The following is a 26,988-nucleotide window of genomic DNA, read 5'->3' on the forward strand; positions in this document are numbered from 1 at the left end:
GAATAGCGACGACAGGTGCCAACTGGGGGCTGGGGGGCTGGGGGACTGAGGGGCTGGGGGGCTGGGGGACTAGTCCTTGGCGGGCTTGTCTTTGTTGCCCTTTTCGGAATTGCCCTTGTCGGGTTTGTCAGCCTGGGCGCCCTTGTCGGCCTTGTCGGAGTTGCCGTTGTTGCCGTTGTTGCCGTTGTTCCCCGAGTTGCCGTTGTCGCCGGCGTTCTCGCTCTTGCCGGGTCCGCCCGTGTCGGTGACGACCTCGACAGGCGTGACGTCGGTGACGACCTCGACCGGCGCGGCGGGAATCTCTGCCTCGACGGGCGCGGCGGGCGCGTCTGCGGGGGCTGCCTCGACCGGCGTCACGGCGGTGCGAGCGACGACAGCCGACGTGGTGCGGCTCAGCTCCGACGTCGGCGGCGCGCTGAAGGCTGCGACCCCGGTGAGGACAGCTCCGGCCACGACGAGTCCGGCCGCCCCGGCGATCACGCGGGTGCGGGTGCGGGCGCGGGCGCGGGGGCGGGCCGTGGGCTCGGCGACAGCATTGGCCGGAAGCACGGCGGTCGCGCCGCTCGGCGCCACCTCGGCATCCGACGTCTGGCTCTCCGACAGTGCCGCGGCAGCCGGATCCGCAGCGGCAATCGCATCCGCATCCGCATCCGATGACGGCGCGATCGCGGCGCCGGCGACGATCGCGGCGGATGCTGCGGCGACAGCGGCTCCGTCGCGGTTCGCGGCGTACTCACGCAGCAGTGCGCGGGTGGTGCGGGCGACCTCGGCCGCACTCGGCCGCTCCTCGGGTTCGAGGCTCGTCATGCCGGTGAGCAGTTCCCGCCACTCGACAGGCACCGTGTCCGAGATGGTCGGCGGGTGCGTCACGCGCGCGATCGCGGCGGCGCGTCCTGAGGCGAGCGAGGGGTATCCGGGCTCGCCGGTCAGAGCCTCGAGCACGACGAGGCCGAGCGAGAAGATGTCGACCGGGGTTCCGGGTTCGGCATCTCGCAGCTGCTCGGGTGCCATGTAGGTGAGCGTGCCGAGCACGATGCCCGGCGTCGTGAGGCGGGTGTTCTCGATCGCGCAGGCGATGCCGAAATCGGCGAGCTTGGCCGTGACCGCACGGTCCGACGGACCCTTCGCGAGCAGCACGTTCGAGGGCTTGAGGTCGCGGTGCACGATGCCCGCGGCATGCACTGCGGTGAGTCCCGCGGCGAGGTCGCGGGTGACGCGGGCCACGTCTATCGGGGTCATCGGCCCTGCGGCCATGCGGTCGGCCAGGGTGGGGCCGTCGACGAACTCCATCACCAGGTACTGCGGTCGTCCTGGACTGAGCTGGGCGTCGTACAGGGTCACCAGCGAGGGGTGACTGAGCGACGCGAGCAGCGCCTTCTCGGTGTGCGCCCGCTCGATCGACGCGACAGGGCCCTCGCCCTCGTGGATCATCTTGATCGCGACGACGCGCCCGAGATGGGTGTCCTCAGCGCGGTAGACGGTCGCCATGCCGCCTCGACCGACGCGATCATGCAACACGTATCGTCCATCGAGCAGTGCCGCGGTCGGCGACATCACTTCCAGCGTCATCACTTGCTCCTTGCGGATGCATCCGGGTCATGCATCGGTCGAGACAACCACGAGGGGCTCAGGACGTCATCGGGGTTGACGTGGAGGCGATTTCGTGGATCGTTCGGTGATCGCATGCCGGAATGCAGAGATCGGGCCGTTGGCGCCATAGACCGGCCGGCGCGGCGTGAGTACCCTCGGTCTCGACACACGCGCGACGTCGACGCGGCCCTGCGCGTCTGCGCCCGGACGAGCGAAAGCGCAGGCCTGTCAAGGCCCTCCTCAGGCGTCGGACGTCTGGGATAGGAATGAGGCAGACCGAAAGGACGTGCCATGGCCGCAGGCGACATCGAGACGTTTCAGCGTGACGGAATCTGGTTCAACCGCATCGAGGGCGAATCCCGCACTCTGGGGTCGAGCTTCGAGACCGAGGCAGAGGCGGTTCGGGTCGGTCGTGGCGCCGCCACAGCACGCCAGGTCATGCACACCGTGCGCCTCGAGGAGGGGCCGTCCGATACGGGCAACCTGCATGACTGGCACCCGCGCGACCTCATGAACTGACGCCGTGTCAGAGCTCGACGCACCGGAGCGGATGCTGCTCCAGGCGTGCATCAACGGCGCGCGACCTGTGGCGCAGCATCCTGCCCTCACGGCCGACACGACCCTTGCCGCCGCCGATGCCGCGCGTGCCGTCGCGATGGGTGCACGCGAGATCCATGTGCACCCGAAGGATGCCGAGGGCGACGACAGCCTCCGCGGTGACGATGTCGAGCGGTGGGTGCGCGCGTTGAGATCCGCCTGCCCAGGAGTCCGCATCGGCGTGACGACCGGCGCGTGGATCGAGCCGGATGTCGATCAGCGCCTCACTGCGATTCGTGAGTGGAGGGTTCTGCCGGACTTCGCGTCGGTGAACTGGCACGAAGCCGGGGCCGACGAGGTCGCGGCGCTCCTCGCGAGCCGCGGCATCCGGATCGAGGCAGGCATCTGGGACGCGACCGCGCTCGACGCGTGGAAGCGCTCTCCGGTGCACGACGAGACTCTGCGCGTGCTGGTGGAGCTCCCCGACGAGGCGGCAGACGTCGTGCGGCAGCATGCCGAGGGGCTCATCGCCCACGTGCGACTCGATGACCCCGACATCCCGCTGCTGCTGCACGGCGAGCAGCGTTCGGCCTGGCCCGCCTTCACTCTCGCGGTCGAGCTCGGCCTCGACGCGCGCATCGGCCTCGAGGACACCCTGCTGCTGCCCGACGGACGAACGGCACCCGACAATGCGGCGCTCGTGCGAGCGGCTGCCGCGTTCCTCAACGCTTGAGTCGATTCGAGAGAGCGACGCTGCGGCGTCACCAGACGACACGCGACTCGCGGTGGATCCGTCGCTTCCGTAGCGTGGAAGCTCTCGCCGAGAAGGAGTACGCGTGTCCGAGATCCAGAGCTGTCGCGTCCGAGTCGTCCGATGTCGGTTCGTGGGCTGACGAGGCCCGCCATGACCGACCCGCGCACGCACACTGATCCGCATCCGTTCGACTCCCGGTCGAGGTTCGACCTCGACCGGCCGGAGAGTCGCAAATGGAGTCTGCACCCCGGCCGCATCGGCGCCTGGGTGGCGGAGATGGACTTCGGCGTCGCGCCGGTGATCGCCGAGGCACTGCATCAGGCGATCGGCGAGGAGAACCTCGGGTACCTGTCGCCGCCGCTCGCCGCCCGACTCGGTGACGCGACGGCCGAGTGGATGCGTGGCGAGTACGGCTGGACGATCGACCCCGAGCGCGTGCATCCGGTCTCTGACGTGATGGCGGCGCTGCGGGTGGCGGTCGAGGAGTATGCACCCGCCGGATCGCCGGTGATCGTGCCGACGCCGGCATACATGCCGTTCCTGACATATCTTCTTGCGATCGGGCATCCGGTCATCGAGATCCCCGGCGTCGACATCGACGGGCGCTGGCATCACGACCTGCAGCGCATCGACGAGGCCTTCGCCGCGGGTGCCCGCACGCTGGTGCTCTGCAACCCACATAACCCGACCGGCACCGTGGTCGATCGCGCAGAGCTCGAGGCGCTGGCCGAAATCGTCGAGCGACATGGCGGTCGCGTGTTCGCCGACGAGATCCACGCGCCGCTGCGCTTCGACGGGCGACCGTTCATCCCGTACGCCTCGGTGTCGGAGGCGACCGCGGCCCACACCATCACGGGCACGAGCGCGTCGAAGGCGTGGAACATCCCGGGACTCAAGACCGCGCAGCTGATCACCTCGAACGACGCGGATCAGGAGCTCTATCGCCGGTTCGGATTCTCGGTGCAGCATGGGGCCGCGACGCTCGGCGTGGTGGCGTCGACCGCGGCATATCGCCAGGGCAAGCCGTGGCTCGACGGCGTGCTGGCGTACCTGTCGGAGTCGCGGCATCTGCTGGGGGATCTGGTCGCCGAGCAACTGCCCGGCGCGGTGTATCGCCAGCCCGAGGCGACCTACATCGGGTGGATCGACACGGCGGCGCTCGAGATCGACGGCCCGCCCGCGGCGTTCTTCCGCGAACACGCCGGGGTGGTGCTGACCGAGGGCGCGCTGCTCGGGCACGGGTATGACGACTACGTACGAGTCGTGTTCGCGACGCCCCGGCCGATCCTGAGCGAGGCGTTCGCCGCGATGGGGGCTGCCGTTCGGTCGCGCTGATGGCGTGCGGGGTGAGTCGCAACCTGGGCGGCGGAGCACCACGGCCTGTAGATTCAATATAACTATTGGCGGACGGATGGATCGACGTGCTGTACAAGCGGGTGTATGAGGCGTTGCGCGAGTCGATCGTGCAGGGGGAGTACGCGGTCGGAGACCGGCTCCCGTCTGAAGCCGAGCTGTCGAATCAGTTCGAGGTCAGCCCCATCACCGTGAAGCGCGCGCTCGAACTGCTGCGCTCCGACGGCATGATCATGCGCCGCCCGCGCATCGGCACGGTGGTCACGAGCGCTACACCGACCGAGGCCCAGCCTCCCGCTCGCGCGCACGCCGAAGCCGACCGTCGCCCGTCGTTGATCGGCTGTGTCATCACGAGCTTCGATGACACCTTCGGCAACAAGGTGATCGAGGGCATCCTCGCGGCCGCCGGCGCCGATACGCACGTCGTCTTCAAGCGCTCAGGCGGCGATCTGGCAGAGGAGGACGCCTGCATCCGCGCCCTCGTCGAGGCAGGAGTCGAAGGGCTCATCCTGCTGCCCAGTTCGTCGGAGTACATCCCGCCCGCGGCGCTCGAACTGGTCGCGAAGAAGTTCCCGGTGGTGATCCTCGACCGACTGTTCGACGGGATTCCGGTCTCTGCCGTGTGTTCCGACAATCTCGCGGGCGGTCGTGCGGCGACCGAGCATCTGCTGGGTCTCGGGCATCAGACGGTCGGCTTCGTCAGCTCGACGAGCCATGTGTCATCGAGCGATGATCGACGCAACGGATACATCCACGCGCACGCGTCGAATCACCTGCCGCTCGAGAACAGCGCCGAGCTGCGCACGATCGGCTCGACGGTTCCCGGCAGCTCCGACACGCTCGAACGGGACATCGCGCGCCTCGTCGACTTCGTGCAGCAGAACCCCGACATCACGGGGTACGTCGCCGCGGAGTACAACATCGCGCTGATGCTGAGGGAGGCGTGCCACCGACTGGGACTCGATGTGCCGACCGACATCTCGATCGTGGCGTTCGACCACCCGGACGCGACCTTCGACACGCGACTCTTCCGCTACACCCACGTTCGTCAACAGCAGCGGGCACTCGGCGAGAAGGCCATCGAGTCGGTGCGCCGGCAGATCGGTGCACCGACCGAGATCGAGAAGATCGTTCTGCCGGTCGAGCTCGTCACAGGCGGATCATCGGCAGCTCCTCGCTCCTGACGCCTCGCGCCTCGCCGACTGCGCATCGGCACGACAGAATCCGCCCGCAAGCCGAAGCTCACGGGCGGATCTGACTGCTGCGTCTCAGGTCGAGCCGCGATCCGGATGCCGTCAGCGCGTCGCGCTCCCTGCGCCGACCGCGGCTTCGGACACAGCGCCTTCAGCATCCTGCGCCTCGAGCCGTGCCCGCTGCTCGATGGCGAAGATCGCGCTGACCATCGTCGAATACGGGATCCACTCGAGAGGCGGCTTCGACCAGTCGTTGCCGGGACGCAGATATCCGTCGACCACGCCGTTCTGCCACAGCGCGTCGGTGCCGGCCCGCAGGAAGCGCTCGAGTTCCTGCCTCTCGACGGAATACGACTCCCCCTTCGCGAGCACGGCGAGCAGCTCCCCCAGGTAGCGGTAGTACACGCCCTTGAAGAGGCCCTCGTCGCCGCCGTCGCCCTCGTCGGGAAAGACGACGCCGTCACTCAGCTCGCGTGCCGCGGTGACCGCCGTCTGCACGGCGCGCTGCAGGAAGACACCGTCGGCCGTCGCGGTGAAGAGCTCGATCGCCGCCCCGACGTAGAGTCCCTGGTTGTAGGTGAATCGCCACTGGGTGTCGACCGTGCCGTCGCCCTCTCGGTTGATGCCGTCTTCGACGAAGCCGTCGTCGCCGACGAGGTTCGCGGTCAGCCAGTCGAACGCCCGCTGCGCATACGAAAGGTAGTCGCGCGAGGAGTCGAGACGACTCAAGCGCACACCGAGAATCACGAGGGGCCCGTTCGCGGGAGTGTTCTTGTACGCGAGCTGTTGCTTGCGCCACGCGAGGCTCCACCCGAGAGTGTCGTTCCATCCCTCGGCGATGACGTGGTCCCAGATGGCGATCCCCTCGTCGAGATATCGCTGCTCGCCGGTCGCGCGGTGTACGCGCTCGAGCGCCAGGGCGAACCACAGCATGTCGTCGAAGTAGTCGTTGAAGAGCTGTCCGCCGTTGCGCTCGACGATGTTGTCTCGCGCGGCGATCGCCTGCTCGATCCACTCGTCGTCGCCAGTTCGCCCCCACGCGTCCACCCGCGCATCGATCACGTGCGCGAGCCACCAGTAGTTGAACACCTCGGTGTTGCCGCGGTCGTGGGGGTGGCTGTTCGCGAGGAACTGGACGCCGGGGGTGCCGAAGAAGTGGTCGAGGCTCTGCTGCGCGGTGTCGGCTCGGGCCGACCACGTGTGCGCGGGGGTACTGGTCATGTGTCCTGTTTCCTGGGTCGTCGGTCGGTCTTCTCGTTCGAGTCGCGCACTTTGCAGTTTCCGGGCCGGGATTATGCAAAGTGCGCGACTTGAAAGGAGGGGTTGGGAAGGAGGGTTGGGTGAGGGAAGGAGGGGAGGCGGGGCCGAGTCAGCGGTTCTGCTCGAGCAGCTGGTCGCCCTGCTCCTGAGCATCCTTCAGAGCCTGTTCGGCCGAAATCTCACCCGACAGGAAGCGCTCCAGCGCCGGTACCAGGGCCTTGCCCTCGACATCCGAGAATCCCTGCACGTTGGGGCGGGTCTGCGCGTAGTTCATGGTCTCGATGAACGCTGCGTAGTGCTCGTCGTCGGTGAAGTACGGGTCGTTGGCCGCTTCGATGTTGGCGGGGATCCAGCCCGAGATCTCTCCGAACGCCACGCCGTTCTCGGCCTCCGTCGTCCACCACTTCATGAACTCCCACGCCCCTTCGGCGTTCTTCGCGCCCTCGGGGATCACGAGCCCGAAGCCGCCCATGTAGGCGCCCTGGTCGCCGTTCGGCCCGGCCGGTGGCTGCACGACCCCGTACTCCAGGCCGTCGACCTTGTCGAGCGTCGACAGCGCCCACGGGCCGTCGAGCTTCATGGCCGTGCGGCTCTCGGCGAACGAGTCTCCGGTGTCTCCGAAGCCCTGCTCGTAGACGTCGGCATCCAGCAGGCTCTGCCAGAACTCCAGCACTTCGAGGCCCTCGGGGCTGTTGAAGGCCGTCTTGGTCTGGTCGTCGTTGAGCAGCTGACCGCCCGCCTGGGCGAGATACATGTTGAACAGACCGGGGTCGCTGAGGTCGAGGCCGGCCCGGGTCAGCTTGCTCCCCTCCGAGACGGCCAGTGCCTCGGCGGCGGTCTTCAGCTCGTCCCAGTTCGTCGGGGGCTGCACTCCGGCATCCGTCAGCAGCGTCTGGTTGAACAACAGCGACCGGTTGTCGACGAGCAGAGGCAGGCCGTAGAGCTCGCCATCCACCTCCATCTCACCGAGCGCAGGCTGGTAGAAGATGCTCGTGTCGACCGAGTCCTTCTCGACGAACTCGTCGATGGGTGCGAGCGCGCCCTTCGGTGCGTAGAGCGAGGTCTGATAGCGGTCCCACAGCACGACGTCGGGCACCTGTCCGCCGGCGAGCGAGGTCAGCAGCTTCTCCTCGACGAGTTCCTGTGGCACGTACGAGACTTCGTAGTCGTCCTGCGACTCGTTGAATCGCGCGGCCTGCTCTTCGAGCTGGTCGACCTGGTCGCCCGACCAGGATCCCCACATGACGACGGGCTCGGGGCCGTCGCCGCTGCCGCCGGTGTCGCCGCCGGACGCGCAGCCCGCGACAGTGACGGCGAGGGATGCCGTGGCGATCACGGACAGGACTCTCAGGTTCTTCTTCATCGAATTCTCCTTGGTGTGGTGAGGGGGATGCGTGTGGTGAGGGGGATGCGTGTGGTGGGAGGAAAGAGGACGGGGCTCACTTCGAGCCGACGTGCGCGACGCCCTCGATGATGTAGCGCTGCGCGAACAGGAACACGAGCAGCACGGGGAGGCTGGCGATCACGGTGCCGGCCATGAGGGGGCCGAACGCGGTCTCGTAGTTGTTGACGAACGAGGCGAGTCCGACCTGGACGGTCATCATGTCCTGGCTGTTGAGCACGATCAGCGGCCACAGGAAGTTGTTCCAGCCGGCCTGGAAGCTGATGATGCCGAGCACAGCGAGTCCGGCCTTCGCGAGGGGGAAGTAGATGATCGCGAAGATGCGGAACTCGCTCGCGCCGTCGATACGTGCGGCCTCGCCGAGTTCGTCGGGCAGCGTCTCGAAGAACTGCTTCATGAAGAACACCGCGAAGGCTCCGGCGGCTCCGGGGATGATCACGGCCCAGTAGGTGTTGATGAGTCCGAGCCCGCCCTGACCGAAGACGTCGTTGCCTCCGGCGAAGGGGATGCCGCGCAGAATCAGGAACGACGGGATCATCGTGATGATGCCGGGGATCATGAGCGACGACAGGAACACCGCGAAGACGGCCGCGCGACCCTTGAACCGCAGCTTGGCCAGGGCGTAACCGCCCAGCGCGCCGAAGAAGATGTTCGTCGCGGCACCGCCGATGCCGAGCACGAGCGAGTTCACGAAGTAGCGACCGAACGGCACCTCCTCGAACACCTGCAGGTAGTTGTCGAGCGTGGCGTTCGCGGGAATGAGGTTGAGCGCGCCCGACAGGATCTCGGTGGCGGGCTTCAGCGAGGTCGAGATCGTCCAGACCAGCGGGGCGACGGTGACGACGCTGATCAGGATGACGCCGATGTACCAGCCGACCGTCGCCAGACGTTTGCGGGCGGTCGGCCGGCGGCGGGTGGGCGGGATCGGCGCGAGAGGGGTACCCGCGGCGAGGGCGGTCTCGAGGGCGCGGCCCCCGTTGAGCGTGTTCGTCATCAGACGCCCTTCCGGTTGGTGAGCTTCGCGTTCAGCAGCGAGAACACGAGGATGATGAGGAAGAGCACGAACGACAGGGCCGACGCGTAACCCATCTCGAGCGCGCCGAAGCCCTTGTTGTAGATGTAATAGACCATCGTGACGGTCGAGTTGCCGGGCCCGCCCTTGGTCAGCACGTAGGCCTGGTCGAAGACCTGGAAGGCGCCGATGATGAGCAGGGTCGACACGAGGAACGTGGTGCGGGTCAGCGACGGCAGTGTCACGTAGCGGAACTGCTGCCACGCGTTCGCGCCGTCGAGCCGAGCCGCCTCGTAGAGCTCGCCCGGCACGCCCTGGAGGCCGCCGAGGAAGATGATCATGTTGGCGCCGAACCCGGCCCACACGCTCATCATGACGATCGCGATCATCGCCCACTGCGACTCGTAGAGCCACGCGGGCCCGTCGACGCCGAACCAGCTCAGCGCCACGTTGAGCAGGCCGTTCTGCGGATTCAACATCCAGAACCAGATCGTGGCGGTGGCCACCGTCGACGCGACGACCGGGATGTAGAAGAGCGTGCGGAACAGCCGCACCGCGCGGTGGCGGCGGTTGAGCAGCAGAGCGGTGGCGAGTGCGACGACGAGGCCCGCCGGCACGTAGAGCAGCGTGTAGTACGCGGTGTTGCGGAGGGCGATCCAGAAGAACGGGTCGACGGCGATGTCGAGGTAGTTCTGGATGCCGAGCCACTCGAAGTCGCCGACGATCGCGTAGTCGGTGAAGCTGATCACCAGCGCCATCACGATCGGCAGCGCCATGAAGACGAGGAACAGCACGCCCGGCACGAGCAGGAACAGCCACGCGTGCCACGTCATCTGACGGGCGCTGGGGTTGCGGGACTTGCGGGGACGGCGAGGAGCGGATGCCGTGGCGTCGCCCCGATCGTCGAGCGCAGGGCGAGCGGTGGTCATGACGCTCATGCCGGTCGGCCATCAGTGACGGGTTCGCGCCGAAGCGCGCCCCGGTCGAGCGTCTTCAGGCCCGTGATGTCGAGCACGAGTTCGCAGAACATGGCGTTCGCCCACGAGAACCACTCCCGGGTGAAAACCGTCGGGTCGGTCACGAGAAACGACTCGTGCATGAGGCCGGTGCCGGCATCCGTCTCGAGGAGCAGCCGCAGGATGCGCTCTTTCTCTTCGCGGTCGTCGGTCGTGAGGCCTTCGATGCAGAGTCCGATCGGCCAGACATGATCGACCGGGGTGTGCGGGCTGCCGAGTCCGCTCGAGTCGGTGCCCGAGGCGAGCGTGCCCGTGAAGTACGTGGGGTTGGCGGTGCTGAGGATGAAATCGCGAGTCGCGAGGTAGAGCGGATCGTCGGTGCCGCACCATCCGATCAGCGGCAGCGAGAGAAGACTGGGCACGTTCGCGTCGTCGAGGAGCAGGATGCCGCCGCGGCCGTCGATCTCGTAGGCGTAGACCTCCTCGCGAGACGGACTCCGGGTCACGGCGTGCTCGTCGATGCCCCGTTCGATGTCGGCGCGCAGGTCGCGGGCGCTCGTCGCGAGCTCTCCGTCGCCGAGCACCTCGACGGCGATCGCCTCGATGTGCCGCAACGCGACCGCGGCGAACATGTTGCCCGGCACGTTGTAGCCGTATTCGCAGGCGTCGTCGCTGGGGCGGAACGCCGACCAGGTGAGACCGGTCGGTGCGGTCTCGCTGCCGCGTCCCTCACGCACGAGGGTGTCGCTGGGCGGGCAGTCGAAGCGCTCGAACCGGTAGGTCGAGTGGGCTTCGTGGTCCTGCTCGGTGCGCCACAGCTCGATGATGGTGCGTGCGGCTCGGGCGAAGGATTCGCCGAGGTGGTCGGTGCGACCGGTCGTGACCCAGAGGTCGTGCGCGAGCTGCACGGGATAGCAGAGGGAGTCGACCTCGTACTTGCGCTCCCAGATCCACGGCGACTGCTCGGTGAGGTCGCTCTGGTGTCCGCTGCCGTCGGGGGCGGCGTTGAAGGCGTTGGCGTACGGATCGAGCAGCACGTACTCGATCTGCCGTCGAGAGACCGCTGCGATCATGTCGCTGATCGTCTGGTCTTCGGCCGCGAAGTGCAGGTAGGGGCCGAGTTGAGCAGCCGAGTCGCGCAGCCACATCGCAGGGATGTCGCCCGTCAGCATGAACAGCGTGCCGTCGGGCATCTCCTGCAGCGTCGTGCCGAGGGTGTTCTCGAAGCAGCGCTCGAACATCGCCGCCGTGGCCGCGTCGGTGCGCGTTCGCACGCGTTCCGCGACGGAATGGATGAAGGCCGAATGGGTCTGAGCCACGATGCTCCTCGGTGAACCTGAGGTCGCCCCGCTCTGGGCGACATCGCCGAGTGTAGCTCGTAATTCAGATTAAATCTATTTATATCTTTACGTATGTGTGCGGGTGGGGCTCTCCCGCGTCAGTGCACACGAGATTGCGCCAGAACAGGGGGCGCAGGAGCATAATAAGTATATCTATTGACCCCGGCCGGCCCTCCGTGTTACTTGTCGCAGGCGATGCCGTCTCCGTCGCGGTCGAGGTCGTAGATGTCAGACCCGACGATCCGCACCGGACCCTGCACGTAGCCGGGGCCGTCGCCACTGCCGCCTGCGCAGTCGACGTCGCTCGCGATGGGCACGCAGGCATCCGCGTAGTTCGGGTCGCATCCACCGGGCTGGGGCACCGCCGGAACCGGAGCAGCCGGCACCGGCGCAGGAACGACCTCGGGCGCCGGTGCGGGCGCGGGTTCTGCGGCCGGTGCGACGGGTGCGGGAGCGAGCACCTTGCTTCCGACTGCGGTCACTTCGTTGACGGGCGCCGTCTGCAGGACCTCGCTGACGACCTCGCGCGCGGTCTCGAGGCCGTCGACCACGGTCACGCGATAGGTGATGACCTTCACTCCGTCGACACCGGCGCTGACCAGCGCGGTCGTGCCGTGCGCGAGTTCCGGGTCGTCGATCGTCGACGCCTCGAACGGCACGAGCACCTCTTCGGTCGCCGTCTGGAACGTGGTCGGGACCGGGGTCGGGGTCGGCGTCGCAGATGCCGAGGGAGTCGCGGTGGCGGTCGGCAGCGTAGCGAATGTCTGCGCCTCGGATGCCGTCGGGGTGGTCGTACCGCTGCTCGCGCTCGCGATGCCCCCGCCGGTCACGAGCAGGGCCGCGACGCCGAGGGCTGCGAGTCCCGACCGTCGCGACCGCAGGCCCAGCGCGGGAGCCGGTCGTACCAGAAGCACGAAAAGAGCGACGATGATCGCCGCGACGATCGCGAAGATCATGACGACAGGTGCGACGCGCGCGAGGATGCCGCCGACGACGAGCGACGCCGCGATGAGGCCGGCGATGCGCCATCCGCTGCGGCGCTTCCCGGCATCCGGTGCCACGGGCTCGACGGGTTGGTTGCGCTGTGATGTGACGGCCGCCGCGGGTGACGGGGCGGTGGCCGCGGTCCAGCGATGCCCGTCCCACCAGCGCAGCTGATGCGGGTTCTCGGGATCGGGATGCCACGCGGCAGGCGGCTGAGACATGAAGGTTCCCCTCGACGATGAGGCGACGAATCGCCGGCGCCCCCAGAGCGCCTCGAACCTGTATATCGGTTGCGAGACGCACCGGACAAGTAACGATTCAGTCGGCCCTCGTGGCGCTGGGAAACCGTGCGGGGTCAATGAACCACCGGAATCGGTCCCTACGGATGCGTTTTTGACCCCGCACGGCGGAAAGGGTGCGTTATTGACCCCGCACCGCGACACGAACCACCCGGGCTTCGCGCCCGAACCGGCATCCTGTGCCAGCCTGCTGTCATGACCGCCGACACCGCCGCCCACGCGACGACGCCGCCCTCCCGTCTGCTGCCGTTCCTCATCGGGGTGGGTGGCGGCATCCTGGGCCTGCTGCCGTGGATCCTCAGCGGCGCCCGCCTGCCGCTGCAGAACCTCTGGGTGCTCTCGACGATGCCCGACGACATGCCTCTCGTGCTGCTGCCGGTCAGCCAGTACTACGTCGTCGTGATCCTCGCGGTCCTGCTGCTCGGCGGGGTCTTCGCCGGCCTCGCGGTGCGTATCGTCGCCCGCCGCCGCGCACTCGCGGTCTGGCCTGCCGCGCTCGGCGTGCTGGCGGTCCACGTGGTCGCGATCGTCGAGAGTTTCGGGATGACGGCATCCGGCCTTGCGCTCGGCTCCGACCCGCAGGCCGTCATCTACCTCGCCGGACTGCTCGGCGGCACCGTGGTCGTCGCGGCACTCGCTCAGCTCGGGTTCTGGATGACCTCGCACCGGTCCGTCGGCATCGCCGCCTTCGGTGTCGCGCTCGCCGCGGTGCCGTTCGGGGAGTGGCTCGGTCGCTGGTTCCTCGCCTTCACGGGTGAGGTCTTCCCGCCGGTGTTCCTACCGGCCGTCGTGCAGTGGGTTCCCGCGATCGTGGTCGGCCTCGCGCTCGCCTGGTGCGGCGTGCGCCCGCTCCAGCGACTCCTCGTCTGGGCCGCGTCGCTGCTTGCTCTGTGGCTGCTGCCGGCGCTGCTGATGTCGATCGCGTACTCGCTCGGGTTCCGGCTGATCCTGGGCGACTTCCCCGAGATGATCGCCGCGGGCGTGGGTGTGTTCCCGGCGGTGCTCGCAGAAGACGGCGTGCTGCCGGTCATCGTCGCCCTGGCGATCGCGATCGTCGGCACGGTCGGTCGGATGCTGGTGGGGCGGACGGGCGGGAACTCGATGCCCGATCCGGCGGCATCCGACCTGCAGCGAGTGACCGGCAGCGGATCCGCATGATCGGCGGTCGACAGCGGCGATGTCGAACAGGCGGATCGGTTGCTCGGGCGCGTGAACGAGGCTGCGACCGAGCGGCCGGAGATGTTCCCGGTCTGGAGCGCTCCCCTCTCCCTCCACTGGCAGGATCCCGTCTTCCGGGAGAGCGGAGAATCGGGCCTCTGCGCGGCGTGGTTCGAGCGGGAAGAGTCCACGCAGGGCTGACGATGCCTCGACGTGCGGGGGCGGGCGCGGGGTCTTTCGCCAGGCCGCAGGAGTTACGCGGCGCCGGACTCTTCCGCAGTCCGCTCGGCGAGCGCTCGCGCGATCCGCTCGACCGCCTCGGCCATGACGGGTCGGGGCAGCGCGAACACGAACCGCGTGTACCCGATGCCGGCCTCACCGCACGCCGCGCCATCGGTCATCGCGACGCCCGCGTGCTCGCGGAACCATTCGCCGAGATCGCCCTCGAGGCCGGTCTCACGGAAGTCGAGCAGTGCGATGTAGCTGCCCTCGGGCACGGTCATCCGCACACCGGGCAGCTTCTCCTCGACAAGCTGCGCGAGCATCCGCCGGTTGCCGTCGAGGTAGTCGACGACGCCGTCGAGCCATTCGCGTCCGCCCGTGTAGGCAGCGATGTTCGCGATCACGCCGAGGGTCGAGGTGCCGTGTCCGGGCCAGAATCCGAGACGCTCCCAGAGCTCGGCATCCGCATCGTTCGACAGGATGACCTGCGCGCACTTGAGGCCGGCGAGGTTCCACGCCTTCGAGGCCGACGTCGCGGTGAGGGTGTGCGCGGCGGCATCCGCAGACACCGACGCGTAGGGGATGTGCTGCGCCGGGGCGTAGACGATCGGCGCGTGGATCTCGTCGGAGAACACCCGGCCTCCGGCCTCCGTCACGACGGATGCGATCGCGATCAGCTCGTCGCGGGTCGCCACGGTGCCGAGGGGGTTGTGCGGGTTGCAGAGCACCAGCATCTCGCCGCCGTCGCGGAACGCCTGGGCCACCGCATCCAGGTCCATGACCCAGCGGCCGTCGACCTCGATGCTCGGCACCTCGATGACGCGGCGGTCGTGCATGGGCGGCACGATCAGGAACGGCATGTACGCGGGAGTCGGCACGATCACTGCCGATCCCGGCGTGGTGAAGTTCTCGATCGCCAGCTCGAACGCGGCGATCACATCGGGAACGTGGTGGATGCGGTCGGCGGGCACTTCCCATCCGTACGAGTCGGAGTACCAGCGCGATGCCGCTGCGGAGAGGTCCTTCGCGAGCTTCTCGGGCAGGTAGCCGGTCACGCCCAGGTCGAGAGCGTCCTTCAGCGCCCCGTTGACCGCGGGGGCGAGTCCGAAGTCCATCTCGGCGACGAACGCCCCGATCATGTCGGGGAAGGTGGTCCATTTGAGGCTGCCGGCGGCTCGCAGGTCGTGTTCGGTGAGCAGATCGAAGGCGCCGGATGTCATGACTCAATCCTTCCACCCGGCGGGGTGCCGCGGCCCGCCCCGGGCACAGCTTCGGATGCCACACCCGACACGCCGTCGAGGGTCGGCATCCGTCTGCGTGTCGTCTCACGGCTCCGAAGCCGTGCCCGCAGAGAGACGGCCGATCCGCCGCTACTTGCGTGTGTACGACACGACTCCGTCGGCATCCCGGGTGATAGTGCCCTCGTAGACGGCGGGCAGCGGGTAGACCTCACCGTCGAACTGCACCGTGAAACCCTTCGAGTACTCGACCACGCCGTCGCCGCCGCTGAGGCCGTAATCCGGCATGCGGAACCACTGCACGGTCGACGGGTCGATCAGGGGCTTGCTGTACTCGATGAGCGAGGCGGGGCACGAGGGGCCGACGAGCAGCTCGGCGACGCAGGCAGTCTTCAGCTCTTCGATCTGCGCGTCGACGGCATCGGTGATGTCCTTTCCGACCAGCGCCATGACAGTGATGTCGTTGGCACTCACACTGATGCGGTCGGGGAGGTCTGCGTCGGACGGCGGGGCGTCCATCGGCCATGCGGCGGTGAAATCGTTCGTGCCGTCGGGGTCGAGCTGAGTGGTGCCGGTCTGGTCGTCGTAGGTCCAGGCGTAGAGCGCCGGCAGGAGGAACACCCGGGGGGCGTCCGTGGAGATGGGGTACTCCATCTCGTCGTTGAGCACGAGGCGCCCCGGCGAGCCGACGTTGATCACGACGAATGACTCGTCGAACCACGAGATCAGGCGTTCGCCGTCGGTGTTCTTCACCTTGTAGGTCGCGGTCATCGGGTTCTCGGGATCATCGAGCACGTACTCGACCCTCGCCGTGACTGTGTGCTCATCGCTGCCCTCGACGTCGACCACCTTCGCGTCGGTCGGCAGGGCGGCGGATGCCGCATAGAAGTCCGCGTCGATGAACTCCTCGGGGAAGTCGATGCTGGTCATAGCCGCCGCATCCGCTGATTCCCCTTTCTCGAGGTGCGCGAAGAACTCGTCGAGCAGGGCGACGCTCTGCTCCGTCGGGCCGTTGCCGCTGGTGTCGGCGGACGCGGCGCAGCTCACGAGGGCTGCGGAACCGATCCCTGCGACGGCGAGCGCGGCGAGCGCGCGAAAGCGCGGTGAAGGCATCAGATCTCCGGTCGTCAGTTCGCGCAGCTCCCCCGCGCGGTCAACGCCCCCAGGCTATCGGGACGCATGGGGAACGCCCGGGCGCCGCGCAACGCCATTGAGCACCATCCGTGACCGTGCCAGGATTGCCCCGACTCGGCCCACCGGGGGCGAGGACGAAGGGAATCTCATGCAGCTGGCGATGATCGGACTCGGCAGAATGGGCGCCAACATCGTGCGCCGCCTCATGCGCGCGGGGCACGAGTGCGTGGTCTACGACGTGAATGCGGATGCCGTGCAGGCACTGGTCGCCGAGGGAGCGACGGGTGCCGACAGCATGGCCGACCTGGCGTCGAAGCTCGAGGCGCCGCGTGCCGTGTGGATGATGGTGCCCGCATCGCTCACCGGCGCCGTGGCCGACCAGGTCGCCGAGGTGCTCGACGAGGGCGACATCATCATCGACGGCGGCAACTCGAACTACCGCGACGACGTGCGGCGCGCCAAGGCGTTCCGCGAGCGCGGCATCCACTACGTCGACGTGGGCACGAGCGGGGGAGTCTTCGGACTCGAGCGCGGCTACTGCCTCATGGTGGGCGGGCCGGATGCCGCGGTGCAGCGCATCGAGCCGATCCTGCGCTCGGTCGCTCCGGGCGTCGGCGAGATCGAGCGCACGCCCGGGCGCACCGGCGACCTGACCCCCGAAGAGGAGGGCTTCCTGCACTGCGGCCCCTCGGGTGCGGGACACTTCGTGAAGATGGTGCACAACGGCATCGAGTACGGCATCATGGCGTCGATCGCCGAGGGACTCAATCTGCTGCACAACGCGGATGCCGGAGTGCGCGAGGCCGAGCACTCGGCCGAGATCGCCCCACTGGAAGAGCCGGAGTTCTACCAGTTCCCCATCGACACGTCGAAGGTCGCCGAGCTCTGGCGCCGCGGGTCGGTCATCTCGTCGTGGCTGCTCGACCTGACCGCGGCCGCGCTCGCCGAGAACCCGCAGCTCGACGGTCTGGCCGGCCGGGTGTCGGACTCGGGGGAAGGCCGCTGGACGGTCAAGGCCGCCGTGGATGTGGGCGTGCCCGTGCCGGTGCTCGCGGCATCCCTGTTCGAACGCTTCGCCTCGCGCGACGAAGACCGCTTCGCGAACCAGGTGCTGTCGGCGATGCGCCTGCAGTTCGGCGGACACCAGGAGCTGCCGGCGGGTGACGTGCTGGAAGCGGGTGCGCGGAAGGCCGAGTCGGACTAGCGGCCGCCCCGGTCGTTGAGCGAGGCCCGCGAAGCGGCCCGAGACGAAACGTGGTGAGGTGTTGAGGTGGACTCTCGACGTTTCGTCTCGGTCGACTTCGTCGTCCTCGCTCAACGACCGAGGGGGTGACGTGCTGGAAGCGGGCTCGCGCAAGGCCGAGTCGGACTAGCGGCCGGTGCCGGTCGTTGAGCGTGGCCCGCGAAGCGGCCCGAGACGAAACGTGGTGAGGTCCTGAGGTGGACTCTCGACGTTTCGTCTCGGTCGATTTCGTCGTCCTCGCTCAACGACCGGGCCGCCCGACGGATCAGACGAGCGTGGCATCCACCCGGTGGTCGTTGCCGGCGTGCACGAGGGCGTCGATCCGGCGCTCGACGGCGTTGAACTCCGGGGAGTTCACGTCGCGCTCGCCGGGGAGGTCGACGGTCACGATGTCCCGCACGTGCCCCGAGTTGCCGTGGGCGGTGCCGCCGGCCATGACGAGCACGCGGTCGCCGAGGTAGACGGCCTCCTCGATGCTGTGCGTCACGAACAGCACGGTGATGCCGGCATCCCGCTGGATGCGCTGCAGTTCGTGCTGCATCTCGGTGCGCGTGAGCGCGTCGAGAGCGCCGAACGGTTCGTCCATGAGCATCACCGACGGGGTGTTCGCGAGCAGTCGCGCGATCGCGACGCGCTGCTGCATCCCGCCCGAGAGCTGGTGCGGGAAGGATGCTGCGACGCGACTGAGTCCGACCGAGTCGAGCGCGGCGGTCGCCCGCTCCTTCACGACCGCGCGGGGCAGGCGGGCCTGCTTCGGGCCGTACTCGATGTTCTCGCGCACCGTCAGCCAGGGGAACAGCCCGTAGTCCTGGAAGACCACTCCACGGTCGGGACCGGGACCGGTGACCTCGGTGCCCGCGACGGTGAGGGAGCCCTCGGTGATCGTCTCGAAGCCCGCGACCATGCGCAGCAGCGTCGACTTGCCGCATCCGGAGGCGCCGACGATGCAGACGACTTCGCCGGCCGCGACGGTGATGTCCACACCGTCGACGGCGGCGATCGGCGAGCCGGGGTATCGCTTGCCCACACCGGTCATGACGATGTCGGCGGCGTGCTGGGGAGGAATGCTCATGCGATCTCTCACTTCTGGATCGGTCGGCGCCCGAAGGCGATGGCGAAGATGAGCGTGAGCAGGCGGTCGGCGATGAAGCCGGCCAGGCCGATGACGACCATGCCCACGATGATGAGGTCGGTGCGCGACTGCTCCCGGGCCTGGGTGATGAGCGCGCCGAGGCCCGTGCTGATCCCCACCGTCTCGCCGACGACGAGGATCACCCACGAGAGCCCCATCGCGATGCGCATGCCGCTGATGATCTGCGGAGCGGCAGCCGGGATGACGACCTTGTAGAGCGACTGCAGTCGGGGTGTTCCCAGCATCGCGGCGGCTTCGAGCAGACGCCCCGGCACCTGGTGCACTCCGCTGATGGTGTTCAGCAGGATCGGGAACACCGCGGCGATGAACACGAGGAACACGGTGGAGCGGTCACCGAAGCCGATGATCAGCAGTGTCAGCGGCGCCCAGGCCGTGACGGGGATGGGGCGGACCAGGTTGACCGTCGGCTCCAGCATGCGGAACAGGAGCTTCGATCGGCCCATCAGCACGCCGAGCGGCACGGCGACGGCGACCGCGAGGCCGAAGCCCTGCAGCACCCGCAGCGCCGACGCGCCCAGGTGGCCCCAGAGCGTGCCGCTGAACGAGTCGTCGTAGATGCCGCCGACGGCGAAGTCCACACCCCGCAGGGCGACCTCTCCCGGTGTGGGCAGGAACGTCATCTTGATGTCGAACGGCAGCGTCCAGGCGTTCTGCACGCCCAGGTGCCAGCCGATGAGGATGAGGATCGGAACGGGAAGCGCGATGGCCCATCCGAGTGACAGGCGGCGTCGGCGGCGCGGCCGGGGGGAGCGGATGCCGTCGGGCTGCGTCTCGGCGTTCGCGACGCCCTGAGGCGGATCGGCGAGTGCGGTGGTCGTCATGGTCACTCCGTCCGTGCGGTCTCGACGAAGCTGTCGTCGGTGAGGAGGTCCTGGTCGACCTCGGCCGAGACCTGGTCGAAGGCGAGCATCTCCTCGCTCATCGCGGCGAGCGTCGAGAGGTAGTCGGCGTCGAGGTTCCAGCGGGGCCAGATGTTCTCGATCGCCAGGTCGACGATCGTGGGGTCGAGGGCGAACTCCTCGACGAGGCCGTCGGCCCAGGCCGCGGTGTCGTCGGCCATGTGCTCGACCGCTGCGATGTGGGTGTCGACGACGGCCTGCACGAGCTCGGGGTCCGACTCGATCAGGCTGTTGCTCGTGGCCAGCACGATGTTCGTCTGCCCGATCGGGGTGTCGTAGGCCGACATCAGTTCGTGAGCGCCGCCCTCGATCGCGATCGACGGGCCCACCTCGGCGGAGATGAACGCGTCGATCTGCCCGGAGGCGAACGCGGTGGCCATGTCGGCGAAGGGCAGGTTGACGAGCTCGACGTCGCTCGCGGGGTCGATGCCCTGCGCCTCGAGCGTGCGCTTGAGCAGGATCTCCTGTGTGGCGCCCATCGGGAAGCCGACCTTCGCGCCCCGGAGGTCGTCCGGGGTCTCGATGTCCTCCGTGGCGACGATGCGCGTGCCGCCGTCGGCGGCGGAGGCGACGATGCGCACATCCTGCTTCTCCGCGACGCCGGCGATGACCGATGCCGCACCGGTCACCCCGAAGTCGACCGATCCCGAGACGATCGCGTTCTTGATGTCGCTGGAGGTGTCGAAGAGCACGATCTCGACGTCGATCCCGTCTTCGGCGACCACCTCGTAGAAGAAGGGGCTGAACAGGTGGGGCTGCGCGCGCAGCGTCCCGATCGTGATGGACTGGCCGCCGCCTTCACCGCCGTCGGAGTCGGCCGAGGATGACGACGCGGAGCAGCCGGTGAGCACGAGCGCGGCGGCGGCGAGAGACGCGACGGCGAGCGACGGGGTGCGGAAGGAAGTGCGGGAGGGAGTGCGGAAGGTCATGTGTTCTCCTGGTGGGGGCGGTGTCAGGACGTGTGGGGCAGGGCAGGGTCGGGGGTCGGGTCAGGCGGTCGCGGGGACGACGGATGCCGCGCGGTAGGCGCGCCAGCCGCCGAAGTCGGTGATGTCTCGTTCGGTGAGGTCGACGGATGCGGTGAAGCCGAGCACCGACGAGCCGTCGGAGAGCTCGATCTCGCCGAGTGCGAGAGGAGCGGCGATGCTGCGCAGCAGCGTCGACAGCGCGAGGGGCGACAGACGCCACAGTTCGCCGGGGAGCTCCGCGCCCTCGGCCGATCGGATGACCGCCGGGCGGTCGACAGCGCCCTCGACCAGCAGCATCCGGAACCTGTCCGAGGTGCGGACCTCGCCGACGAACCGGGCTCCGAGAGCCTGCAGCTGCGGGTTGAGCGGTTCGCCGCTGAGGTGCGCGCCGAAGACGGCGACGTCGACGCCCGGGGCGTCGAGCGCGGCATCCTGTTCCGCCTCGCCGAGCAGGCGGGCCGCGAGATCGAGCGCGACCTGGTCGTGGAATGTCGGCGTCACGATCGAGACCCCGAAGTGGCCCTCGCCCGCGACTTCACCCGTCGGCACGGCGACGGCGGCCATGTCCATGAGGTTCACGAAGTTCGTGAAGGTGCCGACGGTGCTGTTCACGCCGAGCGGATCGGCCGCGACCTCGGTGACGGTCGGGTGGATCGGCGCGGTCGGGATGATCAGGGCATCCGTGCCGTCGAGAGCCTGCCGGGCGAGGAGCGTCGCGGCGGCGACGGCCTGCTGTGCATCGATCACCGTGGTGCCGTCGATCTCTGCGGCGCGGGCGGCGATCGCGGCGACCGAGGGGTCGGCCTCCTCCGGGTGCGCGGCGAGGAAGGCGCCGTACGACCAGGCCCGCTCGCTGACCAGGCCGCCGCCGTAGAGCAGGCGGGCGGTGGCGAGGAACGGAGAGATGTCGATCGTGCGGGTCTCGGCGCCCAGCGCCTCGAAGCGTGCGATCGTCTGGTCGAACGCCGCCAGGACCGCCGGCGAGAGCGAGGCGAGGTCGGCGCGTCGAGGCACGGCGATCACGGGTCGCGGGGGTGCCGCCTGCGGAGCGTCGAGCGCCCACGGCCTGCTCTTCGGGTCGGTCGTCGACGGGCCGGCGACGACCGACATCACGCGGGCGGCGAGGCCGGTGGTGCGGGTGAAGACCGAGACGGTGTCGTACGAGGGAGAGGCCGGGAGTACTCCGTCGAGAGGCAGCAGTCCGAGGGTGGGCTTCACGCCGAGGATGCCGTTGAAGGCGGCCGGAACCCGCCCCGAGCCCGCGGTGTCGGTGCCGAGCGAGAAGTCGACGAGGTCGTGCCCGACGGCGGCGCCGGATCCCGAGCTCGATCCGCCGGAGACGCGCTGGGGGTCGAGCGCGCTCGTGACGACGCCGTAGGGGCTGCGTGTTCCGACGAGCCCCGTGGCGAACTGATCCATGTTCGTCTTGCCGACGAGGATGGCTCCGGCGTCGAGCAGCCGCGTCACGACGGTGGCGCTCTTCGCCGGGATCCGGGCGAAGGCGGGGTGTGCGGCTGTGGTCGGGAGGCCTGCCACGTCGATGTTGTCCTTGACGGCGAAGGTCAGACCGGCGAGGGGGAGGGCTGCGCCGGCGGCGACGCGATCGCGCACGCTCTCGGCATCCGCCTGGATCTCTGCGGCACTGCGGCGGGTGATCCAGATGCTGGCGGGTGCCGCGTCCAGTGCGGTCTCGAGTGCCGCGATGTCGGCTGCGGCGGATTCGGAAGAGGAGAGGGAGATCATCGGTGCGGGTCCAATCCGTGGTTCATGTGGGAGATCTGCATGGCGCGAGCTGCGCGGGCCTCGACGATCGACTGCGACTGGCCGACGTGCGTGCGCAGGAAGTCGCGGGCTTCGCGGAGGCGGCCGGTGAGCACGAGCTCGATGATCTCGAGGTGCTCGCTGATGGTCGCGTCGACCCGGTCCTGGGTGAGGTAGTCGTGCATGCGGATCGGGCGGATGCGGCGGTTCACGCGCTCGAGCGCTCCGACCAGCTCGCGGTTGCCCGCGGCGCCCAGGAGCGCGAGGTGGAAGTGCTCGTCGGCGTCGACGAAACCGGGATCGGGGGTGATGCCGGCCTCGAGCCGAGAGATCCAGAGGTCCTGCTCGGCGGTGAGCTGGGCCCGCTCATGCGTGATCGTCGGGTCGGCGATGGCGCGGTCGATGCCCTGCGACTCCAGCAGGATGCGCAGCTCGTAGAGGTCGGTGAACTCCTCGAGCGTGGGCATGTAGCGGTACAGCGCTCCGTCGCGCTTGACGAGGAGGCCGTCTGCTTCGAGCCGCGCCAGAGCATCGCGCACCGGGGTGCGGGAGAGCTCGAAGCGCTCGGCGACGTTCTCCTCGGTGAAGCGGTGGAAGGGCGAGTACGCCGCGGTCAGCAGCTCGGCCCGCAGCTGCTCGTAGACGCGGATGCGGGCGGGACGCCGGCGCTCGGAGCCCGGATCCTGCGATGTGGCCAGTGATGTATCCATTGATGGACATCGTTCGGTATCCATGTTTCGGCGGTGTATCCGCGTCGCACTCTCCGCGTTACGTTCTCCTCACATCCGACGCGTCCCCGTTCGCCGAGCGGCCGCCCCCGGTCGTTGAGCGAGCCCCGCGGAGCGGCACACCCCCGGTCGTTGAGCGAGCCCGGCGGAGCCGAGCGAGACGAAACGTGGTGAGGTTTCGAGGTCGGCTTCTGACGTTTCGTCTCAGTCGACTCCGTCGTCTTCGCTCAACGACCGTGAGGTTTCCGCCCGAGACGTGGCCCGCGCTGGTTGGCTACGCTGACCCATATCCCGCACCACCCACCGCCCGCATCGAAGGAGATCGGCGAGATGAGACCACTGCGCTACGCGATCAACGTCACTCTCGACGGCTGCGTGCACCACGAGGCGGGGGTTGCCCCCGATGAAGAGCTGATGCAGTTCTGGACCGGCGAGATGCAGCGGGCGGATGCCGTGCTCTACGGCCGCGTGACCTACGAGATGATGCAGTCCGCCTGGCGCCGCCCGGCATCCGGAGAATGGCCCGACTGGATGGACGAGTGGGAGCATCCGTTCGCCGACGCCCTCGACCGCATCCCGAAGCACGTCGTGTCGAGCACGCTCGACGCGGTCGACTGGAACGCCGAGCTGGTGCGGGGTGACCTGGGCGATGCGGTGCGCGCCTTGAAGAAGCAGCCGGGTGAGGGGCTGTCGGTCGGTGGCGCGACTCTTCCTCTCGCGCTCGCCGAGTTGGGGTTGATCGACGAATACACGTTCGTCGTGCATCCGGTCATCGCTGGACGTGGCCCGCGGCTGCTCGACGGACTACCCGAGACGCGACTCGAACTGGTCGACCGACGCGAGTTCGGATCGGGGGCGGTGGCGCAGCGGTATCGGCCGAGCTAGCCAGTGGCAGAAAGACCGCCGCGTTCCTGACAGCTCGGACAGTACGCAGCCTTGCGGACATGTACTGCACAAAGAATGTCCGCGAGAGAGGCTTGCACCGATGAACGACAGTGAACTGGGAACGCTGCTGCGCGATGCAGCACCGCAGGTGACGACCCCCGGCAACCTCGACGCTCACAGCCACCGAATCCTGCGAGAGGCCAGGCAGCGTCGAGGGCGTGGCATGCGCTGGGTGGTCGGAGCGGTCGCCGGCATCGTGGCCATCGGCGGCGGTTCGGTCGCGATGGCCGGGGGCGGCAACGAGACGCCGTGGGGATGGGTCGCCGACAACGTCTTCAACATCGAGAGCGCCGACGGCTCGGCCTGTTTCCAAGGCTTCCTGGTCAAGTGGGAGGGCCTGGCCGAAGACGACCCCATTGTGCAGGACGCGAAGACGATCGTCGACACGATGGATCTCGAAGCACTCGACCTCACGGCCGCAGAGGCTGCGGTGCGCGACGACTACGCGAATGCCGTCGACGAAGACGGTGAGCTGAGCCCGATCGAGGCCAGCGATACCGAGGTCACGCGCGACGCCGTCAATCGCGTCGTCGCTGAGACGCTGTTCGCGGAACTCGAGGCTCGCGGGCATGAGATGTCGCCAGGACACGAGGTCAGCCTCTACTCGCAGTCGACGGAGTGCCGTTGATGGGCGGCGGTGAATCGGCTGTTCGGTTCGATGCCCTCATCCGGCAGAACGGCGAGGATCTGTCTCGTTACTTTCAGCGACGGATGCTGAACTCAGCCGACGCCGCTGAGGCCTATGGGGAGCTGCTTCTCACCGCGTGGAAGATCAGGCGCAAGATGCCGGCCGATGAGCTCGATGCCCGGATGTGGCTCTTCGCCACCGCGCGAAACGTGCTGCTGAACTCGCGACGCTCGCTTGCTCGGCGCTCAGCGGCTGTCCAACGGTTCGTCGACGATGCGCGGTCGACGCATCCGGTGGCTGACAGCGACGGCCTGTCAGCTGAGGTCAGGGAAGCGATCGAATCGCTGAGCGCCGATGACGCGGAGCTCGTGCGGCTCGTCTATTGGGATGGCTTGCGTTCGCATGAAGCGGCGGCCGTGCTGCGGATCAACCCCTCGACCGCTCGATCTCGCCTGTCGAGCGCGAAACGTCAGATCCGCGTGAGGCTCGAAGCGACCTCCAAGGCGTCGACGTGAGTCACGCGGTGCGTTGCTGGCGCCTGGCAAACAACGCGGTGAACCCCGCATAGGCGCCGAAGATCGCGATGTATCCCAGCACGAGGATCCACGGCCCGGGACCGTTCTGGTACCACCAGGCCACATAGAGCAGGAACGGCACGCTGCCTATGGCTCCACCGAGGCCCGCGCCGACGCTGACCTGCCAGCCGACTGTTCCGACTGACCCGTCCGTCGACATGCGCCTGCCGATGTATGCGCCGAGTGCTGCGGTCAGACCCGAGACGATGCCCGTGATGACCGTCGGAATCATGATGAGCGTGACGACCCAACCGATGGAGGCTCGTGAGTCCGGCAGGTGAGGGATCATCATCACCGCCTGCACGGCAGCCATCACCGAAGGGAAGAGCACGAAGCCGAAGACGGTGAGGGCGAGTGTCGGGATGCGCTGTGCCGATGTCTCGACTGCCACGGATTCCCCCATGCGGTGACTCTATCCTCCGCGGCGCCCCCACCGCCGCGACGAGCAGCGCCCCCGCACCTGAGTAGCCTTGTCTGGTGCCCCGTCCCCGAAGTGAAGCCGCGCGCCAGTCCGTGCTCGAGGCGATGCGCGCCGCCGTCGTGGCCGGTGCCTATGAAGCGGTGACGATCGAGGGACTCGCGGAATCCGCGGGAGTCTCGAAGCAGACGATCTACCGGTGGTGGCCGTCGAAGGCGGCGATCCTCGGAGAGGCGCTGCTCGAAGGCGAGGTGCCCCTCGCGGAGGCATCCGTCGCGACGAGCGAAGACATCCGAGCCGACCTGCACTCCTGGTTCTCGGCCATGTCTGCCGGACTCGCGAGGCCCGAGGGTGTGGCGCTCGCCCGGGCACTGATCGCGGTGACCGCCACCGACCACGAACTCGGGCTCGCGCTTAACGAGCGGCTTGCGGCGCCTATTCGCTTGTGGGTCGCTGAGCGGATCGCGCGCGGACAGGTCGACGGGCAGGTGCGGGCAGACGTGGATGCCGACGCGATCGCCGACCAGCTCATCGCCATGGCGTCGTACGCGGCGCTGATCGGACAGCCGTTGAGCGCGGGGCGGGTCGAGGAGACGGTGACGCGGTTGCTCCGGGGGATCGCGCGGTAGGGAACGTCCTTTGGTCTGCTCGTTGCGAAGCGGTAACGACGCCATTACGGGGCCAGGGTGACCGATACGTTTGGGCCGATGAAAACTCCACTGCGCCTTGCGGCGTCTCTCGCTGCCGTCTTCCTTCTCACGTCCTGCAGCGCTCCCGCTGCTGACACGACGACAGACTCGACGTCGGCTCCCGCCGAACAGGTCGAAGAGGTCGAAGAGACTCCTGAGCCCGTCGATCTCACCGGGGAGTGGAAGCAGACGAACTCCGCCGCTGAAGACAGCTTCCAGTCAGCCACGATCACGGGCGAGACCATCGAGGTCTTCTGGAACTCTCCGGACATGCAGGCGATTTACTGGGCCGGAACGATCGAGGTTCCGGTCGACGGATCGACGTCGTTCACGTGGGATTCCGTGAACGACAAGACCAAGACCGACAACGCTCTCATGGCCTCGAGCGATGAAACGAAGACCTTCACCTATACAGACGGTGAGCTCTCGTATGAGCTGACGGCTCTCGGCACAACGATGACGGTTCGCCTAGCGAAGCAGTGATCGGCTTCCTCTGATGCTCTCGCTGGACTGGATTCTCCGAAGCGCCGGCATCCGGCCTGAAGAAGC

General features: G+C 68.2%; 26 protein-coding genes. 11 read left to right on the plus strand and 15 right to left on the minus strand.

The genetic code is table 11. The features are described from left to right. Positions 1–69: 69 nt before the first annotated feature. A complete protein-coding gene (locus AC3WS6_RS03195) occupies positions 70–1,569 on the minus strand; it encodes a serine/threonine-protein kinase (RefSeq protein WP_492499624.1) in 1,500 nt (499 codons plus the stop codon). Between the two features lie 312 nt (positions 1,570–1,881). Here AC3WS6_RS03195 and AC3WS6_RS03200 point away from each other — a divergent pair, with 312 nt between their 5' ends. The 4 genes from AC3WS6_RS03200 (at position 1,882) to AC3WS6_RS03215 (ending at position 5,418) form a co-directional block, all read left to right on the plus strand. Continuing rightward, positions 1,882–2,109, plus strand: a complete 228-nt coding sequence (locus AC3WS6_RS03200) for a DUF2188 domain-containing protein (protein ID WP_492499625.1) — start codon at positions 1,882–1,884, stop codon at positions 2,107–2,109. Between the two features lie 4 nt (positions 2,110–2,113). Further along, positions 2,114–2,860, plus strand: a complete 747-nt coding sequence (locus tag AC3WS6_RS03205; protein WP_492499626.1) for a 3-keto-5-aminohexanoate cleavage protein — start codon at positions 2,114–2,116, stop codon at positions 2,858–2,860. Positions 2,861–3,031: 171 nt separating this feature from the next. Further along, complete coding sequence (locus tag AC3WS6_RS03210) at positions 3,032–4,216, plus strand: MalY/PatB family protein (RefSeq protein WP_492499627.1); 1,185 nt, start codon at positions 3,032–3,034, stop codon at positions 4,214–4,216. Between the two features lie 65 nt (positions 4,217–4,281). Next, positions 4,282–5,418 (plus strand): GntR family transcriptional regulator, encoded by a 1,137-nt coding sequence (locus tag AC3WS6_RS03215; RefSeq protein WP_492499628.1) that lies wholly within the window; start codon positions 4,282–4,284, stop codon positions 5,416–5,418. 111 nt (positions 5,419–5,529) lie between these two features. Here AC3WS6_RS03215 and AC3WS6_RS03220 read toward each other — a convergent pair whose 3' ends face one another. From AC3WS6_RS03220 to AC3WS6_RS03245, 6 genes are all read right to left on the minus strand, one after another. Continuing rightward, positions 5,530–6,648: a glycoside hydrolase family 76 protein gene (locus AC3WS6_RS03220; RefSeq protein WP_492499629.1), complete on the minus strand. Its 1,119-nt coding sequence runs from the start codon at positions 6,646–6,648 to the stop codon at positions 5,530–5,532. Positions 6,649–6,796: 148 nt separating this feature from the next. Next, the gene (locus AC3WS6_RS03225; protein ID WP_492499630.1) at positions 6,797–8,050 is read right to left on the minus strand and encodes an ABC transporter substrate-binding protein; all 1,254 of its coding nucleotides are present in this window, start codon (positions 8,048–8,050) and stop codon (positions 6,797–6,799) included. A 76-nt stretch (positions 8,051–8,126) separates the two neighbouring features. Then, positions 8,127–9,083 (minus strand): carbohydrate ABC transporter permease, encoded by a 957-nt coding sequence (locus tag AC3WS6_RS03230; RefSeq protein WP_492499631.1) that lies wholly within the window; start codon positions 9,081–9,083, stop codon positions 8,127–8,129. After that, on the minus strand, positions 9,083–10,030 hold the full coding sequence (locus AC3WS6_RS03235; RefSeq protein WP_492499632.1) for a carbohydrate ABC transporter permease: 948 nt from the start codon (positions 10,028–10,030) through the stop codon (positions 9,083–9,085). Before AC3WS6_RS03235 ends, AC3WS6_RS03230 begins: the two co-directional genes overlap by 1 nt. Positions 10,031–10,035: 5 nt before the next feature. Further along, positions 10,036–11,376 (minus strand): glycoside hydrolase family 125 protein, encoded by a 1,341-nt coding sequence (locus AC3WS6_RS03240; RefSeq protein WP_492499633.1) that lies wholly within the window; start codon positions 11,374–11,376, stop codon positions 10,036–10,038. 200 nt (positions 11,377–11,576) lie between these two features. Next, positions 11,577–12,602 (minus strand): G5 domain-containing protein, encoded by a 1,026-nt coding sequence (locus AC3WS6_RS03245; RefSeq protein ID WP_492499634.1) that lies wholly within the window; start codon positions 12,600–12,602, stop codon positions 11,577–11,579. Positions 12,603–12,875: 273 nt separating this feature from the next. Between AC3WS6_RS03245 and AC3WS6_RS03250 the strand changes: the two genes are divergently transcribed. Then, complete coding sequence (locus AC3WS6_RS03250; RefSeq protein WP_492499635.1) at positions 12,876–13,838, plus strand: hypothetical protein; 963 nt, start codon at positions 12,876–12,878, stop codon at positions 13,836–13,838. A 254-nt stretch (positions 13,839–14,092) separates the two neighbouring features. On the opposite strand, the gene AC3WS6_RS03255 is transcribed toward AC3WS6_RS03250, so the two are convergent. Continuing rightward, positions 14,093–15,280, minus strand: coding sequence for a MalY/PatB family protein (locus tag AC3WS6_RS03255; RefSeq protein ID WP_492499636.1), 1,188 nt, complete (start codon positions 15,278–15,280; stop codon positions 14,093–14,095). A 150-nt stretch (positions 15,281–15,430) separates the two neighbouring features. Then, on the minus strand, positions 15,431–16,411 hold the full coding sequence (locus tag AC3WS6_RS03260; protein ID WP_492499637.1) for a hypothetical protein: 981 nt from the start codon (positions 16,409–16,411) through the stop codon (positions 15,431–15,433). A 169-nt stretch (positions 16,412–16,580) separates the two neighbouring features. Here AC3WS6_RS03260 and gnd point away from each other — a divergent pair, with 169 nt between their 5' ends. Continuing rightward, positions 16,581–17,636 (plus strand): phosphogluconate dehydrogenase (NAD(+)-dependent, decarboxylating), encoded by a 1,056-nt coding sequence (gene gnd / locus AC3WS6_RS03265; RefSeq protein ID WP_492499638.1) that lies wholly within the window; start codon positions 16,581–16,583, stop codon positions 17,634–17,636. A gap of 304 nt (positions 17,637–17,940) precedes the next feature. Here gnd and AC3WS6_RS03270 read toward each other — a convergent pair whose 3' ends face one another. Genes AC3WS6_RS03270 through AC3WS6_RS03290 form a run of 5 tightly spaced genes read right to left on the minus strand, consistent with a single transcriptional unit; the run spans position 17,941 to position 23,166 of the window. Further along, a complete protein-coding gene (locus AC3WS6_RS03270; protein WP_492499639.1) occupies positions 17,941–18,747 on the minus strand; it encodes an ABC transporter ATP-binding protein in 807 nt (268 codons plus the stop codon). 8 nt (positions 18,748–18,755) lie between these two features. Further along, the gene (locus AC3WS6_RS03275) at positions 18,756–19,649 is read right to left on the minus strand and encodes an ABC transporter permease (RefSeq protein ID WP_492499640.1); all 894 of its coding nucleotides are present in this window, start codon (positions 19,647–19,649) and stop codon (positions 18,756–18,758) included. 2 nt (positions 19,650–19,651) lie between these two features. Next, the gene (locus tag AC3WS6_RS03280) at positions 19,652–20,656 is read right to left on the minus strand and encodes an ABC transporter substrate-binding protein (protein ID WP_492499641.1); all 1,005 of its coding nucleotides are present in this window, start codon (positions 20,654–20,656) and stop codon (positions 19,652–19,654) included. Positions 20,657–20,716: 60 nt separating this feature from the next. Beyond that, the gene (gene atzF, locus AC3WS6_RS03285; RefSeq protein WP_492499642.1) at positions 20,717–22,438 is read right to left on the minus strand and encodes an allophanate hydrolase; all 1,722 of its coding nucleotides are present in this window, start codon (positions 22,436–22,438) and stop codon (positions 20,717–20,719) included. Next, positions 22,435–23,166, minus strand: coding sequence for a GntR family transcriptional regulator (locus tag AC3WS6_RS03290; RefSeq protein ID WP_492499643.1), 732 nt, complete (start codon positions 23,164–23,166; stop codon positions 22,435–22,437). Before AC3WS6_RS03290 ends, atzF begins: the two co-directional genes overlap by 4 nt. Before the next feature lie 348 nt (positions 23,167–23,514). Here AC3WS6_RS03290 and AC3WS6_RS03295 point away from each other — a divergent pair, with 348 nt between their 5' ends. The 3 genes from AC3WS6_RS03295 (at position 23,515) to AC3WS6_RS03305 (ending at position 25,272) form a co-directional block, all read left to right on the plus strand. Next, positions 23,515–24,069, plus strand: coding sequence for a dihydrofolate reductase family protein (locus AC3WS6_RS03295; RefSeq protein WP_492499644.1), 555 nt, complete (start codon positions 23,515–23,517; stop codon positions 24,067–24,069). 100 nt (positions 24,070–24,169) lie between these two features. Next, complete coding sequence (locus AC3WS6_RS03300) at positions 24,170–24,757, plus strand: hypothetical protein (protein WP_492499645.1); 588 nt, start codon at positions 24,170–24,172, stop codon at positions 24,755–24,757. Further along, positions 24,757–25,272: an RNA polymerase sigma factor gene (locus tag AC3WS6_RS03305; RefSeq protein WP_492499646.1), complete on the plus strand. Its 516-nt coding sequence runs from the start codon at positions 24,757–24,759 to the stop codon at positions 25,270–25,272. The genes AC3WS6_RS03300 and AC3WS6_RS03305 overlap by 1 nt, the downstream gene beginning before the upstream one ends. Before the next feature lies 1 nt (position 25,273). Here the strand turns inward: AC3WS6_RS03305 and AC3WS6_RS03310 are convergent, their stop codons facing one another. Beyond that, positions 25,274–25,735, minus strand: coding sequence for a hypothetical protein (locus AC3WS6_RS03310; protein ID WP_492499647.1), 462 nt, complete (start codon positions 25,733–25,735; stop codon positions 25,274–25,276). Between the two features lie 74 nt (positions 25,736–25,809). On the opposite strand from AC3WS6_RS03310, the gene AC3WS6_RS03315 reads away from it, so the two are divergent. Both AC3WS6_RS03315 and AC3WS6_RS03320 read left to right on the plus strand, forming a co-directional pair. Next, positions 25,810–26,379: a TetR/AcrR family transcriptional regulator gene (locus AC3WS6_RS03315; RefSeq protein ID WP_492499648.1), complete on the plus strand. Its 570-nt coding sequence runs from the start codon at positions 25,810–25,812 to the stop codon at positions 26,377–26,379. A 78-nt stretch (positions 26,380–26,457) separates the two neighbouring features. Further along, positions 26,458–26,922 (plus strand): hypothetical protein, encoded by a 465-nt coding sequence (locus tag AC3WS6_RS03320; protein ID WP_492499649.1) that lies wholly within the window; start codon positions 26,458–26,460, stop codon positions 26,920–26,922. Positions 26,923–26,988: the final 66 nt, after the last annotated feature.

This window comes from Microbacterium sp. EB106-03-03-XG65 (assembly GCF_058791955.1).